At 68.2% G+C, this 23,203-nt stretch carries 22 protein-coding genes and 2 tRNA genes; 12 read left to right on the top strand and 12 right to left on the bottom strand.

What is annotated here, in order from left to right:
• Positions 1-186 precede the first annotated feature (186 nt).
• Positions 187-260 (top strand) — tRNA-Ile (locus tag G3I40_RS31545).
• A gap of 800 nt (positions 261-1,060) precedes the next feature.
• Here the strand turns inward: G3I40_RS31545 and G3I40_RS31540 are convergent.
• Entirely contained in the window at positions 1,061-1,396 is a 336-nt protein-coding gene (locus G3I40_RS31540; RefSeq protein ID WP_164306027.1) for a DUF6344 domain-containing protein, read from the bottom strand.
• A 324-nt stretch (positions 1,397-1,720) separates the two neighbouring features.
• On the opposite strand from G3I40_RS31540, the gene G3I40_RS47500 reads away from it, so the two are divergent.
• Together G3I40_RS47500 and G3I40_RS31530 are read left to right on the top strand one after the other, a co-directional pair.
• Positions 1,721-1,849: a DLW-39 family protein gene (locus G3I40_RS47500; protein ID WP_003999697.1), complete on the top strand. Its 129-nt coding sequence runs from the start codon at positions 1,721-1,723 to the stop codon at positions 1,847-1,849.
• 222 nt (positions 1,850-2,071) lie between these two features.
• On the top strand, positions 2,072-3,556 hold the full coding sequence (locus G3I40_RS31530) for a hypothetical protein (protein ID WP_164306025.1): 1,485 nt from the start codon (positions 2,072-2,074) through the stop codon (positions 3,554-3,556).
• Between the two features lie 427 nt (positions 3,557-3,983).
• Here the strand turns inward: G3I40_RS31530 and G3I40_RS31525 are convergent, their stop codons facing one another.
• Complete coding sequence (locus G3I40_RS31525; RefSeq protein WP_164306024.1) at positions 3,984-5,537, bottom strand: serine/threonine-protein kinase; 1,554 nt, start codon at positions 5,535-5,537, stop codon at positions 3,984-3,986.
• A 138-nt stretch (positions 5,538-5,675) separates the two neighbouring features.
• Positions 5,676-6,224, bottom strand: coding sequence for a helix-turn-helix domain-containing protein (locus tag G3I40_RS31520; RefSeq protein WP_164306023.1), 549 nt, complete (start codon positions 6,222-6,224; stop codon positions 5,676-5,678).
• A gap of 183 nt (positions 6,225-6,407) precedes the next feature.
• Here G3I40_RS31520 and G3I40_RS31515 point away from each other — a divergent pair.
• Positions 6,408-6,480: transfer RNA gene (locus tag G3I40_RS31515), tRNA-Ala, on the top strand.
• 99 nt (positions 6,481-6,579) lie between these two features.
• On the opposite strand, the gene G3I40_RS31510 is transcribed toward G3I40_RS31515, so the two are convergent.
• Entirely contained in the window at positions 6,580-7,278 is a 699-nt protein-coding gene (locus G3I40_RS31510) for a DUF5324 family protein (RefSeq protein ID WP_164306022.1), read from the bottom strand.
• A 263-nt stretch (positions 7,279-7,541) separates the two neighbouring features.
• On the opposite strand from G3I40_RS31510, the gene G3I40_RS31505 reads away from it, so the two are divergent.
• Both G3I40_RS31505 and G3I40_RS31500 read left to right on the top strand, forming a co-directional pair.
• On the top strand, positions 7,542-8,069 hold the full coding sequence (locus tag G3I40_RS31505) for a peptidylprolyl isomerase (RefSeq protein ID WP_164306021.1): 528 nt from the start codon (positions 7,542-7,544) through the stop codon (positions 8,067-8,069).
• A gap of 124 nt (positions 8,070-8,193) precedes the next feature.
• A complete protein-coding gene (locus G3I40_RS31500; RefSeq protein WP_164306020.1) occupies positions 8,194-9,096 on the top strand; it encodes a rhomboid family intramembrane serine protease in 903 nt (300 codons plus the stop codon).
• Between the two features lie 277 nt (positions 9,097-9,373).
• Here G3I40_RS31500 and crgA read toward each other — a convergent pair whose 3' ends face one another.
• Positions 9,374-9,631: a cell division protein CrgA gene (crgA, locus tag G3I40_RS31495; RefSeq protein WP_164306019.1), complete on the bottom strand. Its 258-nt coding sequence runs from the start codon at positions 9,629-9,631 to the stop codon at positions 9,374-9,376.
• A 157-nt stretch (positions 9,632-9,788) separates the two neighbouring features.
• On the opposite strand from crgA, the gene G3I40_RS31490 reads away from it, so the two are divergent.
• The 6 genes from G3I40_RS31490 (at position 9,789) to G3I40_RS31470 (ending at position 14,127) form a co-directional block, all read left to right on the top strand.
• A complete protein-coding gene (locus G3I40_RS31490) occupies positions 9,789-10,520 on the top strand; it encodes a DUF881 domain-containing protein (RefSeq protein WP_164306018.1) in 732 nt (243 codons plus the stop codon).
• Between the two features lie 21 nt (positions 10,521-10,541).
• Positions 10,542-11,264, top strand: a complete 723-nt coding sequence (locus tag G3I40_RS31485; protein ID WP_164306017.1) for a class E sortase — start codon at positions 10,542-10,544, stop codon at positions 11,262-11,264.
• Positions 11,265-11,336: 72 nt separating this feature from the next.
• Entirely contained in the window at positions 11,337-11,498 is a 162-nt protein-coding gene (locus tag G3I40_RS46650; protein ID WP_203645118.1) for a hypothetical protein, read from the top strand.
• Positions 11,495-12,151, top strand: a complete 657-nt coding sequence (locus G3I40_RS31480; RefSeq protein ID WP_164306016.1) for an aminodeoxychorismate/anthranilate synthase component II — start codon at positions 11,495-11,497, stop codon at positions 12,149-12,151. The genes G3I40_RS46650 and G3I40_RS31480 overlap by 4 nt, the downstream gene beginning before the upstream one ends.
• Positions 12,148-13,350, top strand: a complete 1,203-nt coding sequence (locus tag G3I40_RS31475; RefSeq protein ID WP_164306015.1) for a class E sortase — start codon at positions 12,148-12,150, stop codon at positions 13,348-13,350. The genes G3I40_RS31480 and G3I40_RS31475 overlap by 4 nt, the downstream gene beginning before the upstream one ends.
• A 48-nt stretch (positions 13,351-13,398) precedes the next feature.
• On the top strand, positions 13,399-14,127 hold the full coding sequence (locus tag G3I40_RS31470; RefSeq protein WP_343245075.1) for a class E sortase: 729 nt from the start codon (positions 13,399-13,401) through the stop codon (positions 14,125-14,127).
• A gap of 89 nt (positions 14,128-14,216) precedes the next feature.
• On the opposite strand, the gene G3I40_RS31465 is transcribed toward G3I40_RS31470, so the two are convergent.
• From G3I40_RS31465 to G3I40_RS31435, 7 genes are all read right to left on the bottom strand, one after another.
• A complete protein-coding gene (locus tag G3I40_RS31465; protein ID WP_164306013.1) occupies positions 14,217-15,248 on the bottom strand; it encodes a restriction endonuclease in 1,032 nt (343 codons plus the stop codon).
• Positions 15,249-15,531: 283 nt separating this feature from the next.
• Complete coding sequence (gene pknB / locus G3I40_RS31460; RefSeq protein WP_164306012.1) at positions 15,532-17,535, bottom strand: Stk1 family PASTA domain-containing Ser/Thr kinase; 2,004 nt, start codon at positions 17,533-17,535, stop codon at positions 15,532-15,534.
• 224 nt (positions 17,536-17,759) lie between these two features.
• Positions 17,760-19,223, bottom strand: coding sequence for a penicillin-binding protein 2 (locus G3I40_RS31455; RefSeq protein WP_164306011.1), 1,464 nt, complete (start codon positions 19,221-19,223; stop codon positions 17,760-17,762).
• Complete coding sequence (locus tag G3I40_RS31450) at positions 19,220-20,653, bottom strand: FtsW/RodA/SpoVE family cell cycle protein (RefSeq protein ID WP_164306010.1); 1,434 nt, start codon at positions 20,651-20,653, stop codon at positions 19,220-19,222. The genes G3I40_RS31455 and G3I40_RS31450 overlap by 4 nt, the downstream gene beginning before the upstream one ends.
• A gap of 24 nt (positions 20,654-20,677) precedes the next feature.
• On the bottom strand, positions 20,678-22,213 hold the full coding sequence (locus G3I40_RS31445) for a Stp1/IreP family PP2C-type Ser/Thr phosphatase (protein WP_239092048.1): 1,536 nt from the start codon (positions 22,211-22,213) through the stop codon (positions 20,678-20,680).
• A 131-nt stretch (positions 22,214-22,344) separates the two neighbouring features.
• Positions 22,345-22,863, bottom strand: a complete 519-nt coding sequence (locus tag G3I40_RS31440; RefSeq protein WP_164306009.1) for an FHA domain-containing protein — start codon at positions 22,861-22,863, stop codon at positions 22,345-22,347.
• Between the two features lie 10 nt (positions 22,864-22,873).
• The coding region (locus G3I40_RS31435) for an FHA domain-containing protein (protein WP_164306008.1) at positions 22,874-23,203 on the bottom strand (330 nt) is incomplete at its 5' end.

The raw sequence follows: 23,203 nt of genomic DNA, 5'->3' as shown, positions 1-23,203 counted from the left end.
GCGCGCTTCTCCGGCTTCTCCGGCTTCTCCGGGCACCTACAGGGCGCCTGAGAGGTGCCTACGGGCCGCCTACAGGGTGCCCGGGAGCCGTTGCTGGGCGGGCCAGGACTATCGATTTTGGGACTGGCCGCCTGGTGCGCTAATCTTCAGAGGTCAGCGCGCGGGACACACACCGCAAAGCGCGGCGGGGCTATAGCTCAGTTGGTTAGAGCGCATCCCTGATAAGGATGAGGCCACAGGTTCAAATCCTGTTAGCCCCACAGAAGCAGTTCATGTTGAGAGGGCGTCTCCCCCAGTGGGAGGCGTCCTCTCTGCTTTTCGTAGCCGCGTGCAGGCACTGGTCCGTTGTCCGGTTCGGCAAGTCCGAGACCCCTCGGATCGGGAACGGTACTGCCGGCGGAGGGGCGCGAGCGGGTCGGTCTGCTGGACGGCCAGATCACGGCTGCAGGGCTACGGCTGCCTGGCTTGTGATGGCGCCCGCAGTCGCGGGATAGGCGCGTGAGGGGCTCGTGGGGACTCTCGATCGGGTCCGCGTCCATTGCCGCGCTCCCGGGCCCTGGGCATGCCGAAAGGGCCCTCTCAGCCGAGGTGATGGCTGGGGCCTCGTGGTGCTCGTACCCGTACGCGTCCACGTGCGTGTGCTCGTACCCGTACTCGTACGTTGCGCGTGCTCGTGCTCGTGCGTGTGCTCGTACTTGAACTCGTGCTGTGCTCGTAACTCGTCGTACTTGCCGCGCGCTTCATGGGCGGCGTAGTGGGATGCCGCCTTCTGCTAGCGCTGCTTGTCCCGGAAGGGACACGCCGGGGCTCGTACACCCCGTCCTTCATGTGCGCCCTATGGCTTGTGCCTACTGGCTACTGCCTACTGCGGGCCGCACTTCAGCGCATTACTCATTGCCTGTCTGGTCTGGCGCTTAGTACCTACTGCTGTTGCTGTGCTGACTTCTCATGCCGTGGTGCCGTGGTGCTGTGGTGCTGTGGTGCTGATGTTCTTGATGTTCTTGATGTTCTTGATGTTCTTGAGCGATGTCCTGCTCGTTGAGCGGGACGGCGGGGTCCGCTACTGCTGGGCCGTGAGTGCCTCGGCCGTCAGTTCCGCGTCGCTTTCCGACTGCTCGGTGTCGGCCGGCGGGCGGTGGCGGCAGCTGGGGGAGGAACCGTGGGCCTCGGCCCGGATGCGCTGCTTCATCGTCGGTGGCAGGGACCTCTTGAAGACCCAGAAGGGCTGTGCCGATGTGTCGGCGGCCGGGGCGCTCACCGCCGCGGAGTGGGCTTCCTCCGTCTGCTGGACGGGAGCGGCCGCGGCGGCCGGGGAGACGAGGCCGAGCGCCGAGAAGAGCGCGATGAAGGCAGAGATGACGACGGTCCACAGCGTCATGACCCGATTCTTGGTCATGGCCCCTCACTTTCAGGTTGGGCGATTTGCGTACTTTCCTCATGATGTGTATGCGGCGCCGGGAGTGGGGGACCGACGCTCGTGGCGCGTCGATCTTCAGATGAACACCACTCGGATGGCCGCAAGAGGCCAGATATCGCAGTGAAAGAGCGGAATTTCACAGTCTGAGGAGAGGTGGGGGTGATCTATGGAGCCGACTCCTCCGGTCCTATTGCTCTGTTCCGGACGGGAGTTGGGGTGGATCCAGGTCACCGATCGGTATCGGTCGGTGTGTATAGTCGGGCGCCAGAGGTCCCCTACGTCAAGGAAAGACGAGGTCGCGCGGTGAAGAAGCTTCTCCTGGTCGCACTGGCCGCCATCGGCGGGCTCCTCGTGTACCGCCAGATCCAGGCGGATCGCGCCGAGCAGGATCTGTGGACGGAGGCGACTGACTCCGTGCCCACGGGTTCGTGAGTATCGACAACAGTCTCTTCGCAGGCCCCGGTCGCAGCAGCGGCCGGGGCTCTGTGTTGCCCGGCGACGTACGCCACGGTTTGCGGAGGCTGCGGACCGTCGGTATGTACGGATGCGACGGCGCCTTGCTGCAGTGAACGAGCGGCCTGAGTGGCGTGATTCAGGCGCACGGCGGACAGTACGCGGGCAGGAACGGCAGGATGGGTCCTCATGGGGAGGCTCATGAGGCGGCTGGTGCAGGGGTGGCGCGGCCGAGCGGTGTCGACGATCGTGGCCGGGGCGGGATTGTGCGCCGTACTGGCGTTGCCCGGGGCAGCGATGGCGTCGGCGGCGGCCTCGGCGTCGGGGGACTCCGATCCGTACGTCTACGCGAAGCAAGCCCAGAAGGTACGAGGGGCGCAGAACAGCACGGACGCGCCGCGGCTCAGTACGGGCGCGACGTATCGGAGTTCGCTCGGGACCGGAGCGGACGGCGCCGCTTATTACAGCGTCGAGCTGGACGGCGCCGCGAACGCGTACGTCTCGGCGGTCGCCGTGCCGCCCCTCGGGCCGGACGTGAAGGTCACGTACGCGGACGGCATCACGGTGTCGCTCCAGGACCGCAACGGCAACAGCTGCGATTCCGCGAGTGCCACGTTCCGGTCCGGTGCCTACCCGCGGCCCGTGGCAGCCGCCGCCCAGCGTCTCGTACGACCAGGTGGCCTGCGGTGCCAGGCGGCAGGGACGTACTACGTAGTGGTGCAACGGAAGGCGGATAACGAGTCCACGCAGGAGACGTGGGGGCTCGAACTGCAGGTGGCCACGGAGCCGGGGCTGGTGGCCGCCGCGCCCACCGAGGGTCCGGAGGCCTGGCCGTCGCAATCCGTGCAGCCTCCGTCGGGGAAGGCCGCGCTGCGTACCGGAGGTACTGGCTTCAACGACGCCGAGGCAGTGCCGGCCGGGGTGTGGAAGGACGGCATCCGACCGGGGCAGAGCCGCTTCTACCGGGTCCCGGTGGACTGGGGGCAGCAGCTCTCCGTCGACGCCGAACTGGGCAGTTCGGCGTCGGACGTGTCGCGGAGGGGGTTCGTGACGGGCGCGCTCGACATGGCGCTGTACAACCCGGCGCGGGCGTCGGTCGCGGCGAAAGAGGCGGCCTACTCGGGTGACCCGACGTCCGTCACCTTCGATCCGCTGCCTCCTGTGGCGTACGAGAACCGTTATCTGATGCGTGACGATCAGGCGGCGATGAGGCTGGCCGGCTGGTACTACCTCAAGGTCACCCTGAATCCGGCGATGGCGGGGAAGTTCGGGGACAAGGCATCGGGGGTGACGCTCCGAGTGACCGTCGACGGCACCGCGAGGCAGGCGCCCGACTATGTGCGGGATCCGGGGGAGTTCCAGGTGACCGCCGCCGACCGGGAGGCTGCCGAGCGAGGTGAGGGCGGAGCCGTCTGGAGCCAGGGGGCGGGGAGCGACGGAGATGGCTCGGGCGGAGAGGGCGGCTCCGCGTCCGGAGGATCCGCAGGGACCTCCTCCGGGAAAGAGGGGACGGCGGAGCCTGGAGCGTCCTCGACCTCAGCCACGTCCTTGCCCGCCGCCTCGTCCAGGTCGACGGGGAGCGGCGGGATGATGCTGTTGGGCGTGGCCGGCGTCGGGGCGGGGACCGCGTTGGTGCTGTGGCTCGGGGTGTGGCGGATGGTGGCGCTGCGACGGGTTAGGGGCTGAGGGAGGGCGCGGCGGCGGGGGGATCGGCGGGGCGGAGTTTGCGGGGCCCTGACGGGAGGTGCGGGGCCCTGGCGGGAGCTGCGGTCGTCGGGTCGGGATCAGGCAGTCCGGAGATCGGGATCAGGCAGTCCGGCCCAGGCGGTCGGGGTCGGCTCAGTCCGGTCGAGCCGAGCTCCTGTCTGGATCAGGGGCTGGATCAGGGGCTGGATCCGGTCTGGATCGGCGTGCGTCGGACCTGCGTCGGACCTGCGTCGGATCTGCTCAGATCTGCGCCAAGTTCTGGATCAGCCCCCCCGCGTCAGAACTACGCCAGACCCGCATCAGGCCTACGCCAGAACCGCCCGCATCAGACCCCGCATCAGACCTGCGCCCCGTTGCCCGCATCAGACCTGCGCCACGTCTGCAGCGGGCCCACAGCAGCCCTACGTCAGGCCCGCGTCAGGGCCCAGATGCCCACGGTGAAGCAGAGCAGGGCCAGAAACAGGACCGGGACCACGACCTTGGGCGGCGGGCCCGGTCGGCGTCCGGAGATTTCCCGGTGCCGCCGTGGAACCTCTCGGCCGCGAGCGGTGTACAGAGAGTGATGGTCTTGTTCGGGCGGGACGACGGTGGTCACCGCGTGAGCGGGGTGCGGTGCGGGCGCTGGGGAGGGAGAAGGGGCATGAGGGGTCGGGGTGGTACGGGCGGCAGGGTTGTCGGGGGCGGTAGCCGTGATGGATGCGGCGGCCGGCGCAGGGGGGAGCAGCCGCGGTTCGGGCACCGGAGGGGCGGGTGGCTGCGGAGTCGGCGGCTGGTGCCGGGGCGGCTCGGGGAGTGGAGTGGACGGGCGGGCCGACGGCATCGGAGGTACCGGTGGTGGTGGGAGCGGGGCGCCGGTCGACATCGGTGCCGGTGGGGGCAGATGGAAGCTGCCTGTCTCCGACATCAAGGGCAGGGACGCTTCAGGCTCCGGGCCCGGAGCCGGGTCCGGGACACTTGCCGACTCAGGTTCGGATTCGGGCTCGGGTTCTGGGGGACCTATGGGATCCGGCTCGGGCCGGGACGCGGATATCCCCTGCGCCGTCGTGTCGCTGTGCAGGGGGCGGGCTCTGCGCCCCCGGACAGCCGGGCCGCCCGGGCCGAACCCCGTTGGCAGCGGCCCGAGTTGGTCGAAGACCTCGATCAGCTCGTCGTCGGGGCCCGGCTCCGGCAGCAGTTCGGCGGCGGAGAGAAGGGCCTTGCGGGCCCCGGTCGCGGTGCGGAAGCGTGCCTCGGGATCCGGCTGCAACAGCCCGGCGAGGACGCCCCACAGGGGGCCGGGGACACCCGTCGGCGCACGGGGAGTGCCGTGCTCCACGAAGTGCTCGATCAGGGCCCGGGAGTCGGGCTTGGCACCTTCGAGGAGATAGAGCGCGACGAGGCCCGCGGCGAAGAGATCCGCGGGGAAGTCCGGCTCGGCGCCCATCGCCTGCTCGGGGGCGAAATAACCCGGCGTCCCCACCACGTAGTTGGTCTCCGTGAGGCGCGGCTCGCCCTTGCGCATCGCGATGCCGAAGTCGGAGACGCGCAGATGCGGCGCACCAGTACCGGTCGCTTCGAGGAGGAGGTTGGCCGGCTTGATGTCCCGGTGCACCACCCCCTCGGCGTGCACGGCGCTGAGCCCGGAGAGCAGTTGGTCGAGCAGTACGCAGACGAACTGCGGAGGCAGGGGACCGTAGTCACCGATCAGGTGGACCAGCGAACCACCCGCGACCAGGTCCATGGTGAAGAGGACCTTGTCGTCGTCCGCGGCCCAGCTCGCTGGGGCCAGGACGTGCGGATGGTCGATGCGCAGTGCCTGTTCGCGCACGAAGCGCAGCAGCGTGTGGGCGTCGCTCTGTTGCAGGAGCTTGGCCGCCACGTAGCGCCGGCGCCGATGATCCCAGGCCCGCCAGACCGCGCCCACTCCCCCGCGGCCGATCGGGTCGGCCAGTTCGTATCGGCCGGCGAAGACCTCACCCATGGTTGTGCGTCGCTCCCCTCCCGGGCCCGCGATGCGCAAAGCCCCCTCGGACGTCGCGTAGGGTCCCCCGGCCCGCCTCGCGACCACCGCCGACTGCGTCGGCCACGGGGCGGGATCCAGTGCTGTGCCCGGCCGGGGTCAGCTCTGGTGCGCTTGGTAGTGGGCCACCGCGTCAGAGGTGCGCCCCGCGCCGTACACCCGGAGGAACTCTGCCAGCTCCGGGTGGGTGGGGGCGAGGGAGTCGGCGGCGTCGATGATGTCGCCCGCGGCCGAGACCGAGCGCAGCAGCGACTGGATCTCCCGCACCACACGCTTCACGGTCGGTGCACCCGAACCGGACGCCGTCTGGCCGGTGTTGGTGAGCACCGAGCCGCCCTGGGACTTCTTGATCTCGTCCATGCGCTCGGTGGCCTCGGCGGCGCTGACGCTACCGTCGGCCACCTGACCTGCGAGATCCTGGAGAAGCTGGACACGCTGCACCACCGCGGGATTGCCGATCTTGGCGCGCTGGCCGCTCATCAGCTGGGACAGCATGGGTGCGGACAGCCCGAGGACACCCGCCAAGCGGGCCTGGTTGAGGCCGAGATCCTCGATCAGCCGACGGAAGAGCGCCCCCAGCGGCTCTCCGTACCAGCTCCGCTGGAGCTCCCTGGCTCTCGCGGTAGCTTCCTGTTGTGCGGCGTCCATTGCGTCTCCCCATCGCTTCCCCAAGTACGGCGCTTCGCTGCCGCGAAGCACGTGGGGCATCTTACGGAGAGTGGTCGTCCGCCGGGACCCCCAATCCTTTTGCGGGATCCGGGGGGTGACCCGGTACTCTGGTCCCCGGTGCTCACCAGGGGTGTGAATCCTCGGGTGGGGTACACCGTTTTCGGGGCCTTAGCTCAGTTGGTAGAGCGCTGCCTTTGCAAGGCAGATGTCAGGAGTTCGAATCTCCTAGGCTCCACAGCCCGAAGCCCCTCCGACCAGGTTCTGTCCCGGTCGGAGGGGCTTCGTCGTTCAAGGCGTGCGGGTCGTGCAGACAGTGCGGAGGGGCGCGCCGAGATCAGCGCTTCTCCTCCGGGCTGGTGTCCGCATCGGCCTGCTTGGCCTGCACCTCAGGGTCGAGACCGGTCTGGCCACTGCCGTCGACCGAACTCAGCGTGCCGGTGTCGGGCACCTCGGTGGCGGCCGGCGGTTCGACCAGCCAGTCCGGATTGGCCTGCTTGTCCCACCACTTCCACGCGGCGACCGCGCCTCCGGCCACGATGCCGAGCACGGCAAGGCCCTTGGCGATGCGCCCCGCGCGGGCACGGCGCTGGTGCTTGCGGGCAAGCTTCTGGATTTCCTTCGGCGAGACCTGACCGCGCAGTGCCGCAAGCGCGGCGGTGCTACGGGCAGCCGCCTCCTCGCGCACCGGACCGGCCGAGGCCACGGCCTGCTCGATACGCGGCTTTGAGTAGTCGGCGGCCTGCCGGGCGGCCTTGCGGGTACGGACAGCCGCTTCGTGCGCGGCTTGATCGACCTTCGGCGGGACATGGGTGCGTGCCTGCTCGAGGCGCGGAGCGAGGTGAGCGCCGTACTGCGAGCGCGCCTGCTGCGTGGCCTGCGAGACCTTGGGGCCGAGCACGACGCGGGCCTCGTGCGCATATTGCGTCGCACGGTCCTTGGCCGTCTCGGCGTAGGGCGCCACCACTTCCGCGGCGTGCAGCACGCTGTCCTTCGCCGAGCCGGTCGCGGCGCGCACGCTGTCGATGCGGGTCACGGGATCCTCCTCCTCGGTGGCGTACAGGTAATTCACCTTTCCACCCTTTTCCAGATCATGCCTGCCAGAAGCATCAATGTGGTGGTAAGGCTCAGTAGGAATCTATAAGGATCGGTAAGGGGCCTGGCGACGACAATGCCACGGATCGTGGCGGGGCGCGCCTCTCCGGTTTCGAGTAGACCGTTTTCGGGTTGCTGAAACCCCGGAGCGGCCACGAGCCGTGCGAGGATCGGGAGAGCACAGGAGACAACGGAAGGCAGATCGTGGCCGAGCAGCTGTACGCCACCCTCAAGACCAACCAGGGCGACATCGAGGTCAGGCTCCTGCCGAACCACGCGCCGAAGACGGTCAAGAACTTCGTGGAGCTCGCCAAGGGCGAGCGGGAGTGGACCAACCCGGAGACCGGCGAGAAGTCCACGGCCCCGCTCTACGACGGCACGATCTTCCACCGGGTGATCAGCGGCTTCATGATCCAGGGCGGCGACCCGCTGGGCAACGGCACGGGCGGGCCCGGCTACCAGTTCGAGGACGAGTTCCACCCCGACCTGGCCTTCACCAAGCCGTACCTGCTGGCCATGGCCAACGCCGGACCGGGGACCAACGGCTCGCAGTTCTTCATCACCGTCTCGCCGACCGCCTGGCTGACCCGCAAGCACACCATCTTCGGCGAGATCGTTGACGAGGCCGGCCAGAAAGTCGTCGACGCCATCGCGACCGCGCAGACGAACCCCCGCACCGATCGCCCCATCAACGACGTGATCATCGAATCGGTCGTCGTGGAAAGCCGCTGATGTGAACGGTCGGTCCTGAGGGAACCAATCCGCCCCGCTCGTCCGTAAGGATGGGCGGGGTGCCGCGCGTTCGCGGGGCCCCGACATCCGCTACGAGACCGCTTCAGGCAAGGGGACGACCGCCATGGACCAGGCGCCCGGCAGCCCGCAGGAACCGCAGGACGCCCAGGGCCTGCCCGGCTGCTACCGGCACCCGGACCGGCCGACCGGGGTCCGCTGCACCCGCTGCGAGCGGCCCATCTGCCCGGACTGCATGGTCAGCGCATCAGTCGGCTTCCAGTGCCCGGAATGCGTACGCAGCGGATCGGGGACCGGGCACGCCCCGAGCGCCAACCAGCCGCGCACGGTCGCCGGTGGCACCGTCGCGGCGGACCCGCGGCTGGTCACGAAGATCCTGATCGGCCTCTGTCTGGCCGCGTTCGTGGTGCAGATGGCCGGGGCGGCCGGAGACAGGTTCACCGACCGCTTCGAGATGCTCGGTCTCGCCTGGGTGCCGTCGCTGGGCGGACCCGAAGGCGTCGCCGAAGGGCAGTGGTACCGGCTGCTGACCGCGATGTTCCTGCACGGCAGCTATATCCACATCGCCTTCAACATGCTCAGCCTCTGGTGGGTCGGCGGCCCGCTGGAAGCCGCGCTCGGCCGCGCCCGCTACCTCGCCCTCTACTTCGTCTCCGGGCTCGCGGGCAGCGCCCTCAGCTACCTCCTCGCCGCCGCCAACCAGCCCTCCCTCGGCGCCTCGGGCGCGATCTTCGGGCTCTTCGGCGCGACGGCCCTCCTGATGCGCCGCCTCAACTACGACATGCGGCCGGTCATCGCGCTGCTCGTGATCAACCTGGTCATCACGTTCGGCTGGTCCAACATCGCCTGGCAGGCCCACATCGGCGGTCTCGTCGGGGGGCTCGTCGTCGGGTACGCCATGATCCACGCGCCCCGTGAGCGCCGCGCCCTCGTCCAGTACGGGACCTGTGCGCTGGTCCTCGTGGCCGTGGTCGTGACGGTCGTCGTGCGGACCGCGCAGCTCACTTGAGCCCGCTTGGGCACCGATGGTGAGCCCAGTTGTCCACAGCGCGTGCCGGATCTTGTGCATGTCGTGGGGAACAACTGTGCCCCTTGTCGCTGACCTGGGTTTTCCCAGGAAGGACAAGGGGCGAACAGGTGGTCGAGCGGCACTGAGCCGGTCACACCGGCGTCAACACCCAGTGGGTTATCCACAGATCGTCTGACCTTTTCCCCACTGTGGACAGTGCTGTGGATAACTCAGTGGATAGCTCGGGGCAGAGCTGGTGGAACAGGGTGGCCGTGCGCTACTTCCACTGCGTGGAGACGCCGAAGCCGGCAGCGATGAAGCCGAAGCCGACGACGATGTTCCAGTTGCCGAGCGCGTCGATCGGCAGGGAGCCGTCCGTCACGTAGAAGACGACGATCCAGGCGAGCCCGATGATGAACATCGCCAGCATCACCGGGGCCACCCAGCCCCTATTGGTCAGCTTGATGTTGGCTGCCTGCTTCGACGCCGGCGGGGGCGTGTAGTCGGCCTTCTTGCGGATACGTGACTTCGGCACGAGGGTCTCTCCTGTCGATGCGCTGCGTGGCCGCGCAGGGGACATGGGCTGGCTGGCTCCGGAGCAGCGTACAAGGGGAAGTTCTGAGGGCTCCTCGCGCTCCCCCGGGCGTCCGTTAGCGTAGTGCTTCCGAGGCGCTGAAGGAGATAAGGGTACGTTGAGTAATTTCCGGCCCGTACGTGTGCTCACCGTGGGCGTTTTCGCCCTCGCCGGGCTCATCTTCTTCACCAGTTTCAATACGGCCAAGGGCACCAATATCCGTACGGATGCGTCGCTCTTGAAGCTCTCCGACCTCATTCAGGAGCGCAGCCGGAAGAACAAGGAACTGAACGACGCCAACGGTGGGGCGCGGGGGGACGTCGAGGCGCTGGCCGAGCGCGACGACGGGTCCACGAAGGCGGAGGACGAGAAGCTCGACGCCCTGGAGAAGGCCTCCGGGACGAAGAAGCTCAAGGGTCAGGGCGTCTCCGTCACGCTCGACGACGCCCCGCCGAACGCCACCGCCAAGCTCCCCGGTTACCCGGAGCCCCAGCCCAATGACCTGGTCATCCACCAGCAGGACCTCCAGGCCGTGGTGAACGCGCTGTGGCACGGCGGCGCCAAGGGCATCAAGGTCATGGACCAGCGCCTCATCTCGACGTCGGCGGTGCGCTGCGTGGGTAACACCCTGATCCTCCAGGGCCGTGTCTACTCGCCTCCGTACAAGATCACCGCGGTCGGTGACCCGGAGAAGCTCCAGCAGGCCGTGGCGGCCTCGCCCGAGATCCAGAACTACATGCTCTACGTCAATGCCTACGGGCTCGGGTGGAAAGTCGACGATGACGGGGCGGTGACTCTTCCCGGTTACTCGGGCACAGTGGATCTCCACTACGCGAAGCCCGTGGAGTAGTCGCCTGGGGGGCCTGTGTCGGTGCGAGTCGTCGTCCGGACGTTCAGCGAGCTGTGCATCACCGTCGGCGCCGTGATCGTGCTGTTCGTCGTGTATGTGCTGTTCTGGACCGGCGTGAAGGCCGACAGTGCGATGGACCATCAGATCGACGACCTCCAGGACCAGTGGGCCAAGCGACCCGTCGCCACCGCGTCCCCCTCTCCTGGTACGCCCTCTCCTGGCAAGACCTCTTCCGGCGCGGCGGACTCCTCGCCGCCGAAGCCGGCCGCGTACAAGGACGGCAAGCCGTTCGCCGTGATGTACGTCCCACGGCTTGGTTTCACGTGGAACAAGCCGGTCCTTGAGGACACGAAGGTCGGGACCCTGAAGAAGGGGCTCGGTCACTACTCCGGCACCGCTCAGCTGGGGCAGAAGGGCAATTTCGCGGTCGCCGGGCACCGGCGCACGTACGGCGATCCGTTCAAGGACTTCCCGAAGCTGCGGCCCGGGGACGCGGTCGTGCTGACCGACGGGACGACCTGGTTCACGTACCGCATCGACACGAAGCCGTACAAGACGCTGCCGAGCGACATCGACGTCATCGATCCCGTGCCGCAGAAGTCCGGATACAGGGAGCCGGGCCGCTATCTGACCCTCACCACGTGCGAGCCGGAGTGGGGGCACAGCCACCGGTTGATCGTCTGGGCGCACTTGGATTCCACTCAGCCTGTGGAGGCAGGGAAACCGGAGGCGCTGCGCCGTTAGTCTGGTGCAGTACGGCGACGGTTGATGCCGTGCGGCGAGGGTGTTGAGGAGAACCGAAGGGGAGCGACCGGCATGTACGGCTGGATCTGGCGGCATCTGCCGGGGAACGCATTGCTGAGGGCGGCGATTTCGATCGTGCTGATCCTCGCTGTCGTCTACGTCCTGTTCCAGTACGTCTTCCCGTGGGCCGAGCCGCTGCTGCCCTTCAACGATGTGACGGTGGACGGCCAGTGAGCACGCGAGAGACCCGGAAGACGCGCATTCTCGTCGTCGACAACTACGACAGCTTCGTCTTCAACCTCGTCCAGTACCTGTACCAGTTGGGCGCCGAGTGCGAGGTGCTGCGCAATGACGAGGTGACCACCGCTCATGCGCAGGACGGCTTCGACGGGGTGCTGCTGTCGCCCGGTCCCGGCGCTCCCGAGCAGGCCGGTGTGTGCATCGAGATGGTGCGCCACTGTGCGGCGACGGGTGTGCCCGTCTTCGGTGTCTGTCTCGGGATGCAGTCGATGCAGGTCGCGTACGGCGGTGTGGTGGACCGGGCGCCGGAGCTGCTGCACGGCAAGACCTCGCTGGTCCGGCACGAGGGTCGGGGCGTCTTCGCCGGTCTGCCCGACCCGTTCACCGCGACCCGCTACCACTCGCTGGCCGCCGAGCCGGGGACCGTACCGGACGTGCTCGAGGTCACGGCGCGGACCGAGGACGGCATCGTCATGGGGCTGCGGCACCGTGAACTTTTGGTCGAGGGCGTCCAGTTCCATCCGGAGTCCGTCCTCACCGAGCACGGGCACCTGATGCTGGCGAACTGGCTCGCCGAGTGCGGGGACAAGGAGGCGGTCGCGCGGTCGGCCGGGCTGGCCCCGGTCGTGGGCAGGGCCTCGGCGTGACCGCGTTGCGCCCCGAGCAGGGCGGCGCCGGCGGGTTCGAGGAGGCCGTGCGTCACCTCGACGATCCGCTGAACGATCCGTTGCCGGGGCAGCATCCGTCGCCGTGGTTCCGGGCCGCGGGTTCTCAGGAACCCGAGCCGGTGGAGCCGCAGCGGGTCGAATCGCAACGGGTCGAGCCGGAGCCCGAGTGGTACGACCCCGAGGGCTATGCGCAGGACTGGTACGGCGACGCCGCGGCCGGAGCGCAGGAGGCCGTGAGGGAGCCCGTACGGGACGACGAGACGGTCGCGCTGCGCACCGCCGACACGCGGCGAATAGCCGCCCCCGAGCGGGATTCCTCGCAGGAGTCCGAGGCGCCGGTCGTCACCGGGGGCCGGGCGGCGCGCAGGAAGGCCGCCAAGAAGGGCGGAGGCGGCAGGAGGCGTGCGGGGGGCGCTCTGGAGTCCCAGGACGCCGGAACCTCCGCGGAGGACGACGGAAAGCCCCTGACGCGTGTCGAGGCCCGTCAGGCGGCGCGGGCGGCCAAGCCCACGGCGGGGGTCGTGGCGAGCCGTGCGATCGGCGAAGTGTTCATCACTCTCGGGGTGTTGATGCTGCTCTTCGTCACTTACCAGCTGTGGTGGTCGAACATAAGGGCCCACAGCCTCGCGGGCAGCGCCCGCCACCACCTCGAGGACGACTGGGCGAGCGGCAAGGGCAAGCCGGACTCGTTCGAGCCGGGGCAGGGCTTCGCGATCCTCTACATACCGAAGCTGGACGTCGTGGTGCCGATCGCCGAGGGCATCAGCAAGCCGAAGGTCCTCGACAAGGGCATGGTCGGGCACTACGACAAGGACAGTGTTCCGACGCCGATGCCCGACGCGAAGACGGGGAACTTCGCGATCGCCGGGCACCGCAACACCCACGGCGAGCCGTTCCGTTACATCAACCGTCTCGCACCGGGCGATCCGATCGTGGTCGAGACGCAGGACACGTACTACGTGTACAAGATGGCGAGCAGGCTGCCGCAGACGTCGCCGTCGAACACGTCGGTGCTCAATCCGATCCCCGCGGGCTCCGGATTCACCAAGGCGGGTCGTTACATCACTCTGACGACGTGCACTCCGGAATTCACCAGTACGTATCGAATGATCGTCTGGGGCAAGATGGTCGAGGAGCGGCCGCGGAGCAAGGGGAAGCCGGACGCCCTCGTCGAGTAGGCGACCAGCGGCAGCGGCATGACGGGCACAGGGACGGGGCACGAGGCAGTGGCAGCGAAGACCGAACATGCGCAAGAGGCCGAGCCGAAGGCCCCCTCGCCCCGGCGCGGCCGCATCGCGCTGGCCGTCAGTGTCTTCGGTGAACTGCTCATCACGGCGGGGCTGTTGCTCGGCCTGTTCGTCGTCTACTCGCTGTGGTGGACGAACGTCGTCGCGGACCGCGCCGCGCACAAGCAGGGTGACAAGGTCCGCGACCACTGGGAGCAGAGCACCGGGCCCGGAGCCTTGGACACCAAGGACGGCATCGGGTTCCTGCACGTACCGGCGATGAACAAGGGTGAGGTGCTGGTCGAGAAGGGCACCTCGTCGAAGGTGCTCAACGACGGCGTGGCCGGCTATTACACGGACCCCGTGAAGGCGACCTTGCCGGACACCGGCAAGGAGGGGAACTTCTCGCTGGCCGCGCACCGGGACGGGCACGGTGCCAAGTTCCACAACATCGACAAGATCAAGAAGGGCGACGCGGTCGTCTACGAGACCAAGGACAAGTGGTACGTCTACAAGGTCTACGACATCCTTCCGGAGACCTCGAAGTACAACGTGGACGTCCTCGGCCGGGTCCCCAAGGAGTCGGGCAAGAAGAAGCCCGGGCACTACATCACGCTGACGACCTGCACGCCGGTCTACACGTCGCGTTACCGGTACGTGGTGTGGGGCGAGTTGGAGCGGGTCGACAAGGTGGACAGCGACCGGACGCCGCCGAAGGAACTGCGGTAGGGCGGGGCACTGTTGCGCCTAGCATGAGCGAGGCTCGAAGCCGCAACTTTCCCTTGCGGCTTCGAGCCCCTTGCTCGCTTCTGTGGTGCTTATTCGAGGACCTTCAGCGGAGTACCTGTGCTCCACTCGTTCAGCAGCCCTCGGTGCACGGCCGTGATGCCTCCCTCGGCAGCTACGTTCAGAGCGTCTGGTGTGAAGGGGCAGGTGGCCACGAAGAGGGCTACCTCCGAGGCATACAGCACCTTCGATGCCCCGATGAACTTTTGGACGTCGGGGCTGGTGATGGAGAGGTAGGGAGCGAACCTCTTGCACTGGACGGCCACGCGTCGCCCGTCAGGGGTGAGTGCGGTGACATCGATGCCTCGGTCTCCTCGGCCGCCTTGTACGACGACGTCGGCGCAGCCGTCGCGGAGCAGGAGCGAGGCGATGTGCTGTTCGAACTCGCGGCTGTTCATGGCGTCCATCGCAGTCATGGCCTTCGTGAGCGGCAGCTCCTGCAGAGGCTCTTCCAGCCTCTGCAGCCGAGCATGGTGCTGCCGGAGACGCCGCTCGATGTGCTGGACCCCAGCGCGTAGAGCGATCAGTTCCCGGTGATGTTCGCTTGATGTCTCGATCAGGGCGTTGAACATGGGAACGACGGTCTTGCCGAGAGTCGCGGCGATGCGTTGGTCGATGCGGGCGTTCAGGTCGTTGACCGGATCCGGTTGAGTCCGGGCCAGGTACTCCGTGTCGAGGAGGTACGTGCGGACTTGGCGGGCCACGTCGCTGTCGCGCAGGAGCATGGCGACGTTGAGGACGGCTCGGCGAGGCCAAAGGGCCAGGCTGGAGCGGGGTTGTGGATAACTTTCGGGATAGAGAGACAGGGTGTCTCCCTTATAGCGGGCCAGCTCCTCACCACGCAGGACGCGCAGACCGTTCGCAGTCAGCTCGGCCCGGTGGCGTTGTGCCAAGCGATTGATCACTCGCTCGGCTACTTCGAAGTACACCGCCACCATCGCCGTCGTCACATGCGTCCCGTCCGGCAGCAGCGACAGGGCTTTCACCTTGTCGAGGATGTCCGTGCGGTCGAGCACGCTGTCGCGCAGGGTCTTTGATTCGAGTAGCGCCGTCTCGGTGATCACCTCAAGTGTCCTTTCGGTCCGGGGAGTTGGGTCACTCCACCGCACCTGGTCAACGAGTCGGGACATATGAAGATACTGACGACTCTCGTTCCTGTGTTCTGGAGGCTGTGTTTCCGGAACTGCCCGGACGGAGAATGGCCCTGACGCGGTGTGTTCTCTACGGGGCCCGCTTCCTCGCCCGCGTCCAGACTGCGTTGGTCATTTGGCGATGAGCACGGAGAAGGCCCTGCACATCCTCGCGAGGGTGTGCAGGGCCTTCTCCGTGAAGTGGCGGGCGGGCGGGTCAGCCGTCGTTGCCGCCGATGAAGCCGCCGTTGCCGCCGCCGTCATCGCCGCCGTTGCCTCCGCCGCCACCGATCGTGGTCAGGGCGACCGTGGTGTTGGCCGGGTCGGACGGAGTGTTGGCGGCCGGGGTCTGCGTCACGACCCGGGCGTTGTCGTCCTGGTCGCCGGTCACCTGGATGTTGGTGAAGCCCGCGTCCTGCAGCATCTTCTTGGCATCGGACAGCTTCTGGCCCTGGACGCCCGGGACCGGCTTCTGCGCCGCGGCCTTCGCGACCTTCAGGGTCACCGTCGAGTCGGGCTGGGCCTGCGTGTTGGCTCCCAGGCTCTGGGCGAACACCTTGCCGGGGTCGACCGTGGTGTTCTCCTCCTCGCTGCAGGTGCCCTTGAGGCCGGCCTCCTGCAGCTTGGCCTTGGCGTCGTCGCAGCTGAGGCTGCCGTCGGCGACCTGCGGGACGGTGACCAGTGCCTTCTTCTTGGCGACGGTCAGCGTGATCTCGGTGCCCTTCTCGACCTTGCCGCTGTCGGGGTCCTGCGAGATGACCGTGCCTTCCTTGCGGTCGGACTCCTTGGTCTGCTTGTTGATGTTGGTGAAGCCCTTGTCGTTCAGCTGGGAGGAGGCTTCGTCGTAGTCCAGGCCCGTGACGTCCGGCACGGAGATCTTCGGGGCGCCCGTCGACATGTTGACGGTGATCGTGCCGTTCTTGTCGATCTTCGTGCCGTCTGCCGGGCTCTGCTTGCAGACCTTGCCCTTGGGCTGGTCCTCGCACTCCATGCTGTCGCCGCGCACGACCTTCAGGTCGACGTTGCCCGCCTTCTGCTCGGCGTCCTTGAACGTCTCGCCGACCAGGGCCGGCACTTCGATCTTGTCGTTGCTGCCGCCGTTGCCGCTGGAGATCCATTTGCCGATCAGGACCGCGCCGACGAGCACCAGGATGCCCGCGAGTACCAGCAGGATCGTCGACGTGCGGTTCTTGCCCTGTTTGCGGCGGTCGGGGCGGTCGTCGTAGCCGTAGCCGCCGTCGTCCGGGTTGACCGGGGGCAGCATCGACGTCGGGGCCCCGCCGCCGTTCTGCGGGCGCAGCATCGCGGTCTGCTGGTCGGCTCCGTATCCGTCGGTCCCGCCGTAGCCGACCGCGCCCATGGCGGCGGTCGCGGCGACGGGCTGCCCGTCGAGGCAGGCCTCGATGTCGGCGCGCATCTCGTCGGCCGACTGGTAGCGGTAGTCGGGGTCCTTGACCAGGGCCTTGAGGACGATGGCGTCCATCTCGGGCGTGATCTCGGGGTCGAAGACGCTGGGGGCCTGCGCTTCTTCGCGTACGTGCTGGTAGGCGACCGCGACCGGGGAGTCGCCGACGAACGGCGGGCGGACCGTCAGCAGCTCGTACAGCAGGCAGCCGGTCGAGTAGAGGTCGGAACGGGCGTCGACCTGTTCGCCCTTGGCCTGCTCCGGCGAGAGGTACTGGGCCGTGCCGATGACCGCCGCGGTCTGCGTCATCGTCATGCCGGCGTCGCCCATCGCGCGGGCGATGCCGAAGTCCATGACCTTGACCTGACCGTTGCGGGTCAGCATGACGTTGGCCGGTTTGATGTCGCGGTGGACGATGCCTGCGCGGTGCGAGTACTCCAGGGCCTGGAGGATGCCGACGGTCATCTCCATGGCGCGCTCCGGCAGGAGCTTGCGGCCGGAGTGCAGCAGTTCGCGGAGCGTGGATCCGTCGACGTACTCCATCACGATGTACGGGATGGAGATGTTGTCGACGTAGTCCTCGCCCGTGTCGTACACCGCCACGATCGCGGGATGGTTGAGCGAGGCGGCCGACTGGGCCTCCCGGCGGAACCGGGCCTGGAACGACGGGTCGCGTGCGAGGTCCACCCGCAGCGTCTTCACCGCCACGGTGCGGCCGAGCCGGGTGTCGTGCGCGAGGTAGACCTCCGCCATGCCACCACGGCCGAGCACCTGGCCCAGCTCGTACCGGCCGCCGAGGCGACGCGGCTCTTCCATGGTTACCTACCAGCCCTCTCCGTCGGTCCCGACCGTCCCGTTCGGGGTCGGGCGGTGTGCTGTCCGGGCATACCGTACCCGGCCTGCCCCACGTGACCTGGCCACCACCGGGAGCCGTGACAGGACCGGTATCGCCACGTGCGTCTATGTGAAGAACGGGTGACCGGGCTCACAAAGAGCGGTGAACGCCCTGACGGCCTTCGAGGGTCACCCGTTCTCCCCTGCTACTTGCTGTCGATGACCGCCTGCATCACGCTCTTGGCGATCGGGGCGGCGAGGCCGCCGCCGGAGATGTCCTGGCGGCTGGCGGCGCTGTCCTCGACGACGACGGCCACGGCGACCGGCGAGCCCGAGGACGTCTTCGCGTAGCTGACGAACCAGGCGTACGGCTTCTCGCTGTTGTCGACGCCGTGCTGGGCGGTGCCGGTCTTGCCGCCGACGGTGACGCCGGGGATCTTGGCGTTGGAGCCGGTGCCGCCGGGGTCGTTGACGACCGTCTCCATCATCGACTGGAGCTTCTGCGCGTTCTCGGAGGAGAGCGGCCGGCTCATCTCCTTGGGTTCCGTCTTCTCGATGGTGTCGAGGTTCGGGGCCTGGAGCTCGTCGACCATGTACGGCTCCATGAGCTTGCCGTCGTTGGCGATCGCGGAGGCGACCATGGCCATCTGGAGCGGGGTCGCGGCGGTGTTGTACTGGCCGATGGAGGACAGCGCGGTCTGCGAGACGTTCATGTCGTCGTCGAAGTTCGACGCGTTGGAACGGACCGGGACGAACTGCTCCTTGTTGAAGCCGAACTTGTCGGCCTCCTTGACCATTTCGTCGTTGCCGAGGTCAGCGCCGACCTTGCCGAAGACGGTGTTGCAGGACACCTTGAGGGCGACCCGGAGGGTGGCGTCCTTGCAGGGGATGTTGCCCTCGTTCGGCAGCGGCGTCGTCGTGCCCGGCATCGTCCAGGGCAGCGGGGTGTCCGTCTTCTGGTCCGGGTCGTACTTGCCGCTCTCCAGTGCCGCCGCGGCCGTGACCAGCTTGAAGGTCGAGCCGGGCGGGTACGTCTCGCGCAGCGCGCGGTTGAGGAGCGGCTTGTCCTTGTTCTTGTCGAGCTTCTGGAACGTCTTGCTGTCCGTGGTGGAGTTGCCGGCGAAGTCCGAGGGGTCGTACGACGGCGTGGACGCGAGCGCGAGGATCTTGCCGGTGGAGGGTTCGATGGCGGCGACGGCACCCTTGCCGCGGTTCTTCAGGCCGTCGTAGGCGGCTTTCTGCGCGCGGGCGTTGAGGGTGGTGACGACGTTGCCGCCCTCCTTCTTCTTGCCGGTGATCATGTCCAGGGTGCGGCGGAAGAAGAGCCGGTCGTCGTTGCCGGTCAGCATGCCGTCTTCGATGGACTCGATCTGGGTGGCGCCGACGATCTGTGACGCGTATCCGGTGACGGGTGACCACATGGGCCCGTCCTTCCAGGTCCGCTTGTACTTCAGGTCGGTGCCGGAGGTCGCCTTCGAGCCGGTGATGGGCTTGCCGTCGACGATGATGTCGCCGCGCGGCTGGGCGTAGCGCTCGATGGTGACGCGGCGGTTCTTCTCGTTGGTCTGCAGGGAGTCGGCCTGGACGTACTGGAGCCAGTTGTCCCGGATCAGCAGGGCGAGGACGAGCAGACCACAGAAGATCGCGATACGGCGCAGGGGCTTGTTCACGGTCGGACCACCTGGGTCATCTCGGCGTCGGGGCTGGGTGCGGGCGAGGGCGCCGGGCGGCGGGCGGTGTCGCTGATGCGGATCAGGATGCCGATGAGCGCCCAGTTGGCGATGACGGAGGAACCGCCGTACGCGAGGAACGGCATCGTCATACCGGTCAGCGGGATGAGACCCATGACGCCGCCGGCGACGACGAACACCTGGATGGCGAAGGCGCCGGAGAGGCCGACCGCGAGCAGCTTGCCGAACGGGTCGCGGGCGGCGAGGGCGGTGCGTACGCCGCGCTCCACGATCAGTCCGTAGATGAGCAGGACGGCCATGACGCCGGCCAGGCCCATCTCCTCGCCGTACGTGGCGAGGACGAAGTCGGAGTTGGCGGCGAAGCCGATGAGGTCGGAGTTGCCCTGGCCGAGGCCGGTGCCGAGTACTCCGCCGGAGCCGAACGCCATCAGGGACTGGGCGATCTGGTCGGAGCCGGTGGAGGCGATGACGGAGTCCGAGAACGGGTTCAGCCAGGCGTCCACGCGTTCTTGCACGTGCGGCTCGAAGCTGGCGACGCTGACCGCGCCGACCGCGGACATCAGCAGACCGAACACGATCCAGCTGGTGCGTTCCGTGGCGACGTAGAGCATCACGACGAACATGCCGAAGAACAGCAGGGACGTACCGAGGTCGGTCTCGAAGACGAGGATCAGGATCGACATCGCCCAGACGACGATGATCGGGCCCAGGTCGCGGCCGCGGGGGAGGTACAGCCCCATGAAGCGGCGGCTGGCCAGGGCCAGTGCGTCCCGTTTCACCATCAGGTAGCCGGCGAAGAAGATCGCGATGACGATCTTCGCGAACTCGCCGGGCTGGATGGAGAAGCCGCCGATGTGGATCCAGATCTTCGCGCCGAAGATGTTCTGGCCGAGGCCGGGCACCAGCGGCAGCAGCAGCAGGATGATCGCGCCGACCATCGAGATGTAGGTGTAGCGCTGCAGGATGCGGTGGTCCTTGAGGAACATCAGTACGGCGACGAACAGGGCGATGCCGATCGCCGAGTACAGCAGCTGTTTGGGTGCGGACGGGCTGAACGCGCCGTAGGCGAGCTTGCCCAGGCGCTGCAGCCGGTCGGACTGGTCGAGCCGCCAGATGACGACGAGACCCAGCCCGTTGAGCAGGGTCGCGAGCGGCAGCAGCAGCGGGTCCGCGTACGCGGCGAACTTGCGCACGACGAGGTGGGCGACGCCGGCGAGCAGGCCGAGGCCGAGCCCGTAGCCGAGCAGGCCGGCGGGCAGCGAACCGTCGATGGCGAGGCCCACGTTGGCGTACGCGAAGACGGGGATGACCACGGCGAACGCGAGGAGCGCCAGCTCGGTGTTGCGGCGGCTGGGTGCACCGATCGCGCCGATGGTCGACGTATGGGTCGTGGAAGAACTACTACTCATGGCGTGCTGAGGCCCCCAACGGCTCTACTGCTGTGCGCACGCCTTGGCCAGCTGCTGCTCTTCCTCGGAGAGAGTGGGGCCAGGGGTGGGCGTGGGAGAGGTCTTGGACTTGCCGGAAGGCGAGTTCGACGGGTTCGGGCTGGGCGTCACCTTGCGCAGCGACGTCTGGGAGGCGGTGCCCCCGGTCGTCGTGCCGCCGGCTTCGCCCTCGCCGGTCTTCGCGTTGTTCTCGTTCTCGGCCTTCTGGCGCTCGGCTTGCTTCTCGCATGCCGTGGCCTGTGCGGAAAGCTCGTCGATCTTGTCCTGGGCGGCTGCCAGGTCACCTTCGGCGATGGTCGCCTCGACCTGCTTCTGCTGGTACGGCGGCAGGTACTTGAGTGCGATCTCCGGGTGGTCCTTCTCCACCTTGGAGAGGCTCACCCAGGCCAGGTCCTGGTTGATGCCGCGGTAGAGGGCCACGTGTTCGTCGTTCGAGCCGACGAAGTACTGGGTCTGCGTCCAGCGGTATCCGCCGTACAGGCCGCCGCCGATGACGGCGAGGGCCAGCACGGTGTACAGCGATCTCTTGATCCACTTGCGGCCGCGGCTGGGCTTGACGAAGTCCTCGTCGCTGTACGCGCCGAAGCCCCCCTCGGGTACGTATCCGGTGGTGTCGCCGCTGCCGGGCGGCCCGAACTCGCCGCCGCCGCCTCCCGAGGGGGCGGGCCTGCCGAGTCCCGAGGCGCGTCCGGCCGGGGTCTCCATGGCGCCGCCGTCGTGGAGCTGGTGCTGGTTCTCGGCGACCGCGCCGACGATGACGGGGGCGTCGGACATCTGGCCGGCGAGGGTGTCCCCGCTGTCGATGTCGAGGACGTCCGCGATGATCACCGTGACGTTGTCGGGGCCGCCGCCGCGCAGCGCCAGCTGGATGAGGTCCTGGACCGTCTCCTGCGGGCCCTGGTAGCTGGCGAGGGTCTCCTCCATCGTCTGGTGGGAGACGACGCCGGACAGGCCGTCGGAGCAGATCAGGTACCGGTCGCCGGCGCGGACCTCACGGATGGACAGGTCCGGTTCGACGTGGTCGCCGCTGCCCAGCGCGCGCATGAGGAGGGACCTCTGCGGGTGGGTGGTGGCTTCCTCCTCGGTGATGCGGCCCTCGTCGACGAGGCGCTGCACCCAGGTGTGGTCCTGCGTGATCTGCGTGAGGACGCCGTCCCGCAGGAGGTACGCACGCGAGTCGCCCACGTGTACGAGGCCGAGGCGCTGGCCGGTCCAGAGCAGGGCGGTGAGGGTGGTCCCCATGCCTTCGAGCTGGGGGTCCTCCTCGACCATCATGCGGAGCTGGTCGTTGGCCCGCTGCACGGCGGTGCCGAGGGAGGTCAGGATGTCGGAACCCGGCACGTCGTCGTCGAGCGCGACGATGGTGGAGATCACCTCGGACGAGGCCACCTCGCCGGCGGCCTGGCCGCCCATGCCGTCGGCGATCGCGAGGAGGCGGGGGCCGGCGTAACCGGAGTCCTCGTTGCCCTCCCGGATCATGCCTTTGTGCGATCCGGCGGCGAAGCGCAGTGACAGACTCATGCGCACCTGCCCCGTTGATTCCGACTCCGGGTACATCCGCACGGTGCCCACCCTCCGGTCGGGAGCGCGCCGGTGTCCTGGCTCAGGACCGCCGCGTCGGCTCGCTCGCTCCGCTCATTCATGATGTAGCACTACTTCCGCAGCTCGATGACGGTCTTGCCGATGCGGATCGGCGCGCCCAGCGGGATCGGCTGGGGCGTCGTGAGACGGGTCCGGTCGAGATACGTGCCGTTGGTGGACCCGAGGTCCTCGACGATCCACTGGCCGTCCCGGTCCGGGTAGATCCTGGCGTGCCTGCTGGACGCGTAGTCGTCGTCCAGGACGATCGTGCTGTCGTGCGCGCGGCCGAGCGTGATGGTCTGCCCCTGCAGCGCCACCGTCGTCCCGGTGAGGGTTCCCTCGGAGACGACCAGCTTGCTGGGGGCACCACGGCGCTGCCGCCCACCGCCCTGCTGCTGGCGCGGTGGCGGCGGCGCGGCGGCAGCCTGGCGTGCGGTCTGCTGCGGACGCGCGCTGTCGCGGCGCGCACCGCGCTGCGTGACGCGCGTACCGAACAGGTCGCTTCGGATGACCTGGACGGCCACGATCACGAACAGCCACAGAACGGCCAGGAAACCCAGCCGCATGACCGTCAGGGTCAGCTCTGACATTGCCCCCGCTTCACCCTTCGGCTTGCCGGTAAACGATGGTGGTTTGGCCCACGACGATCCGCGAGCCGTCGCGGAGCGTAGCGCGGGTGGTGTGCTGCCCGTCCACCACGATGCCGTTGGTGGAACCCAGATCCTGGATCGTCGAGGGCGTTCCGGTCCGGATCTCGCAGTGCCGGCGGGAGACGCCGGGGTCGTCAATCCGTACGTCCGCCTCGGTGGATCTGCCCAGCACGAGGGTGGGGCGGGAGATCTGGTGGCGGGTGCCGTTGATCTCGATCCAGTGGCGCACGCGGGCGCCGGGCAGCGGTCCCGCACCGGGACGCTGCGCCGACGGTGCCTG

This window comes from Streptomyces sp. SID14478, from assembly GCF_010548525.1.
GTDB lineage: Bacteria > Actinomycetota > Actinomycetes > Streptomycetales > Streptomycetaceae > Streptomyces.
This window is presented reverse-complemented; position numbering and strand designations above follow the sequence as displayed.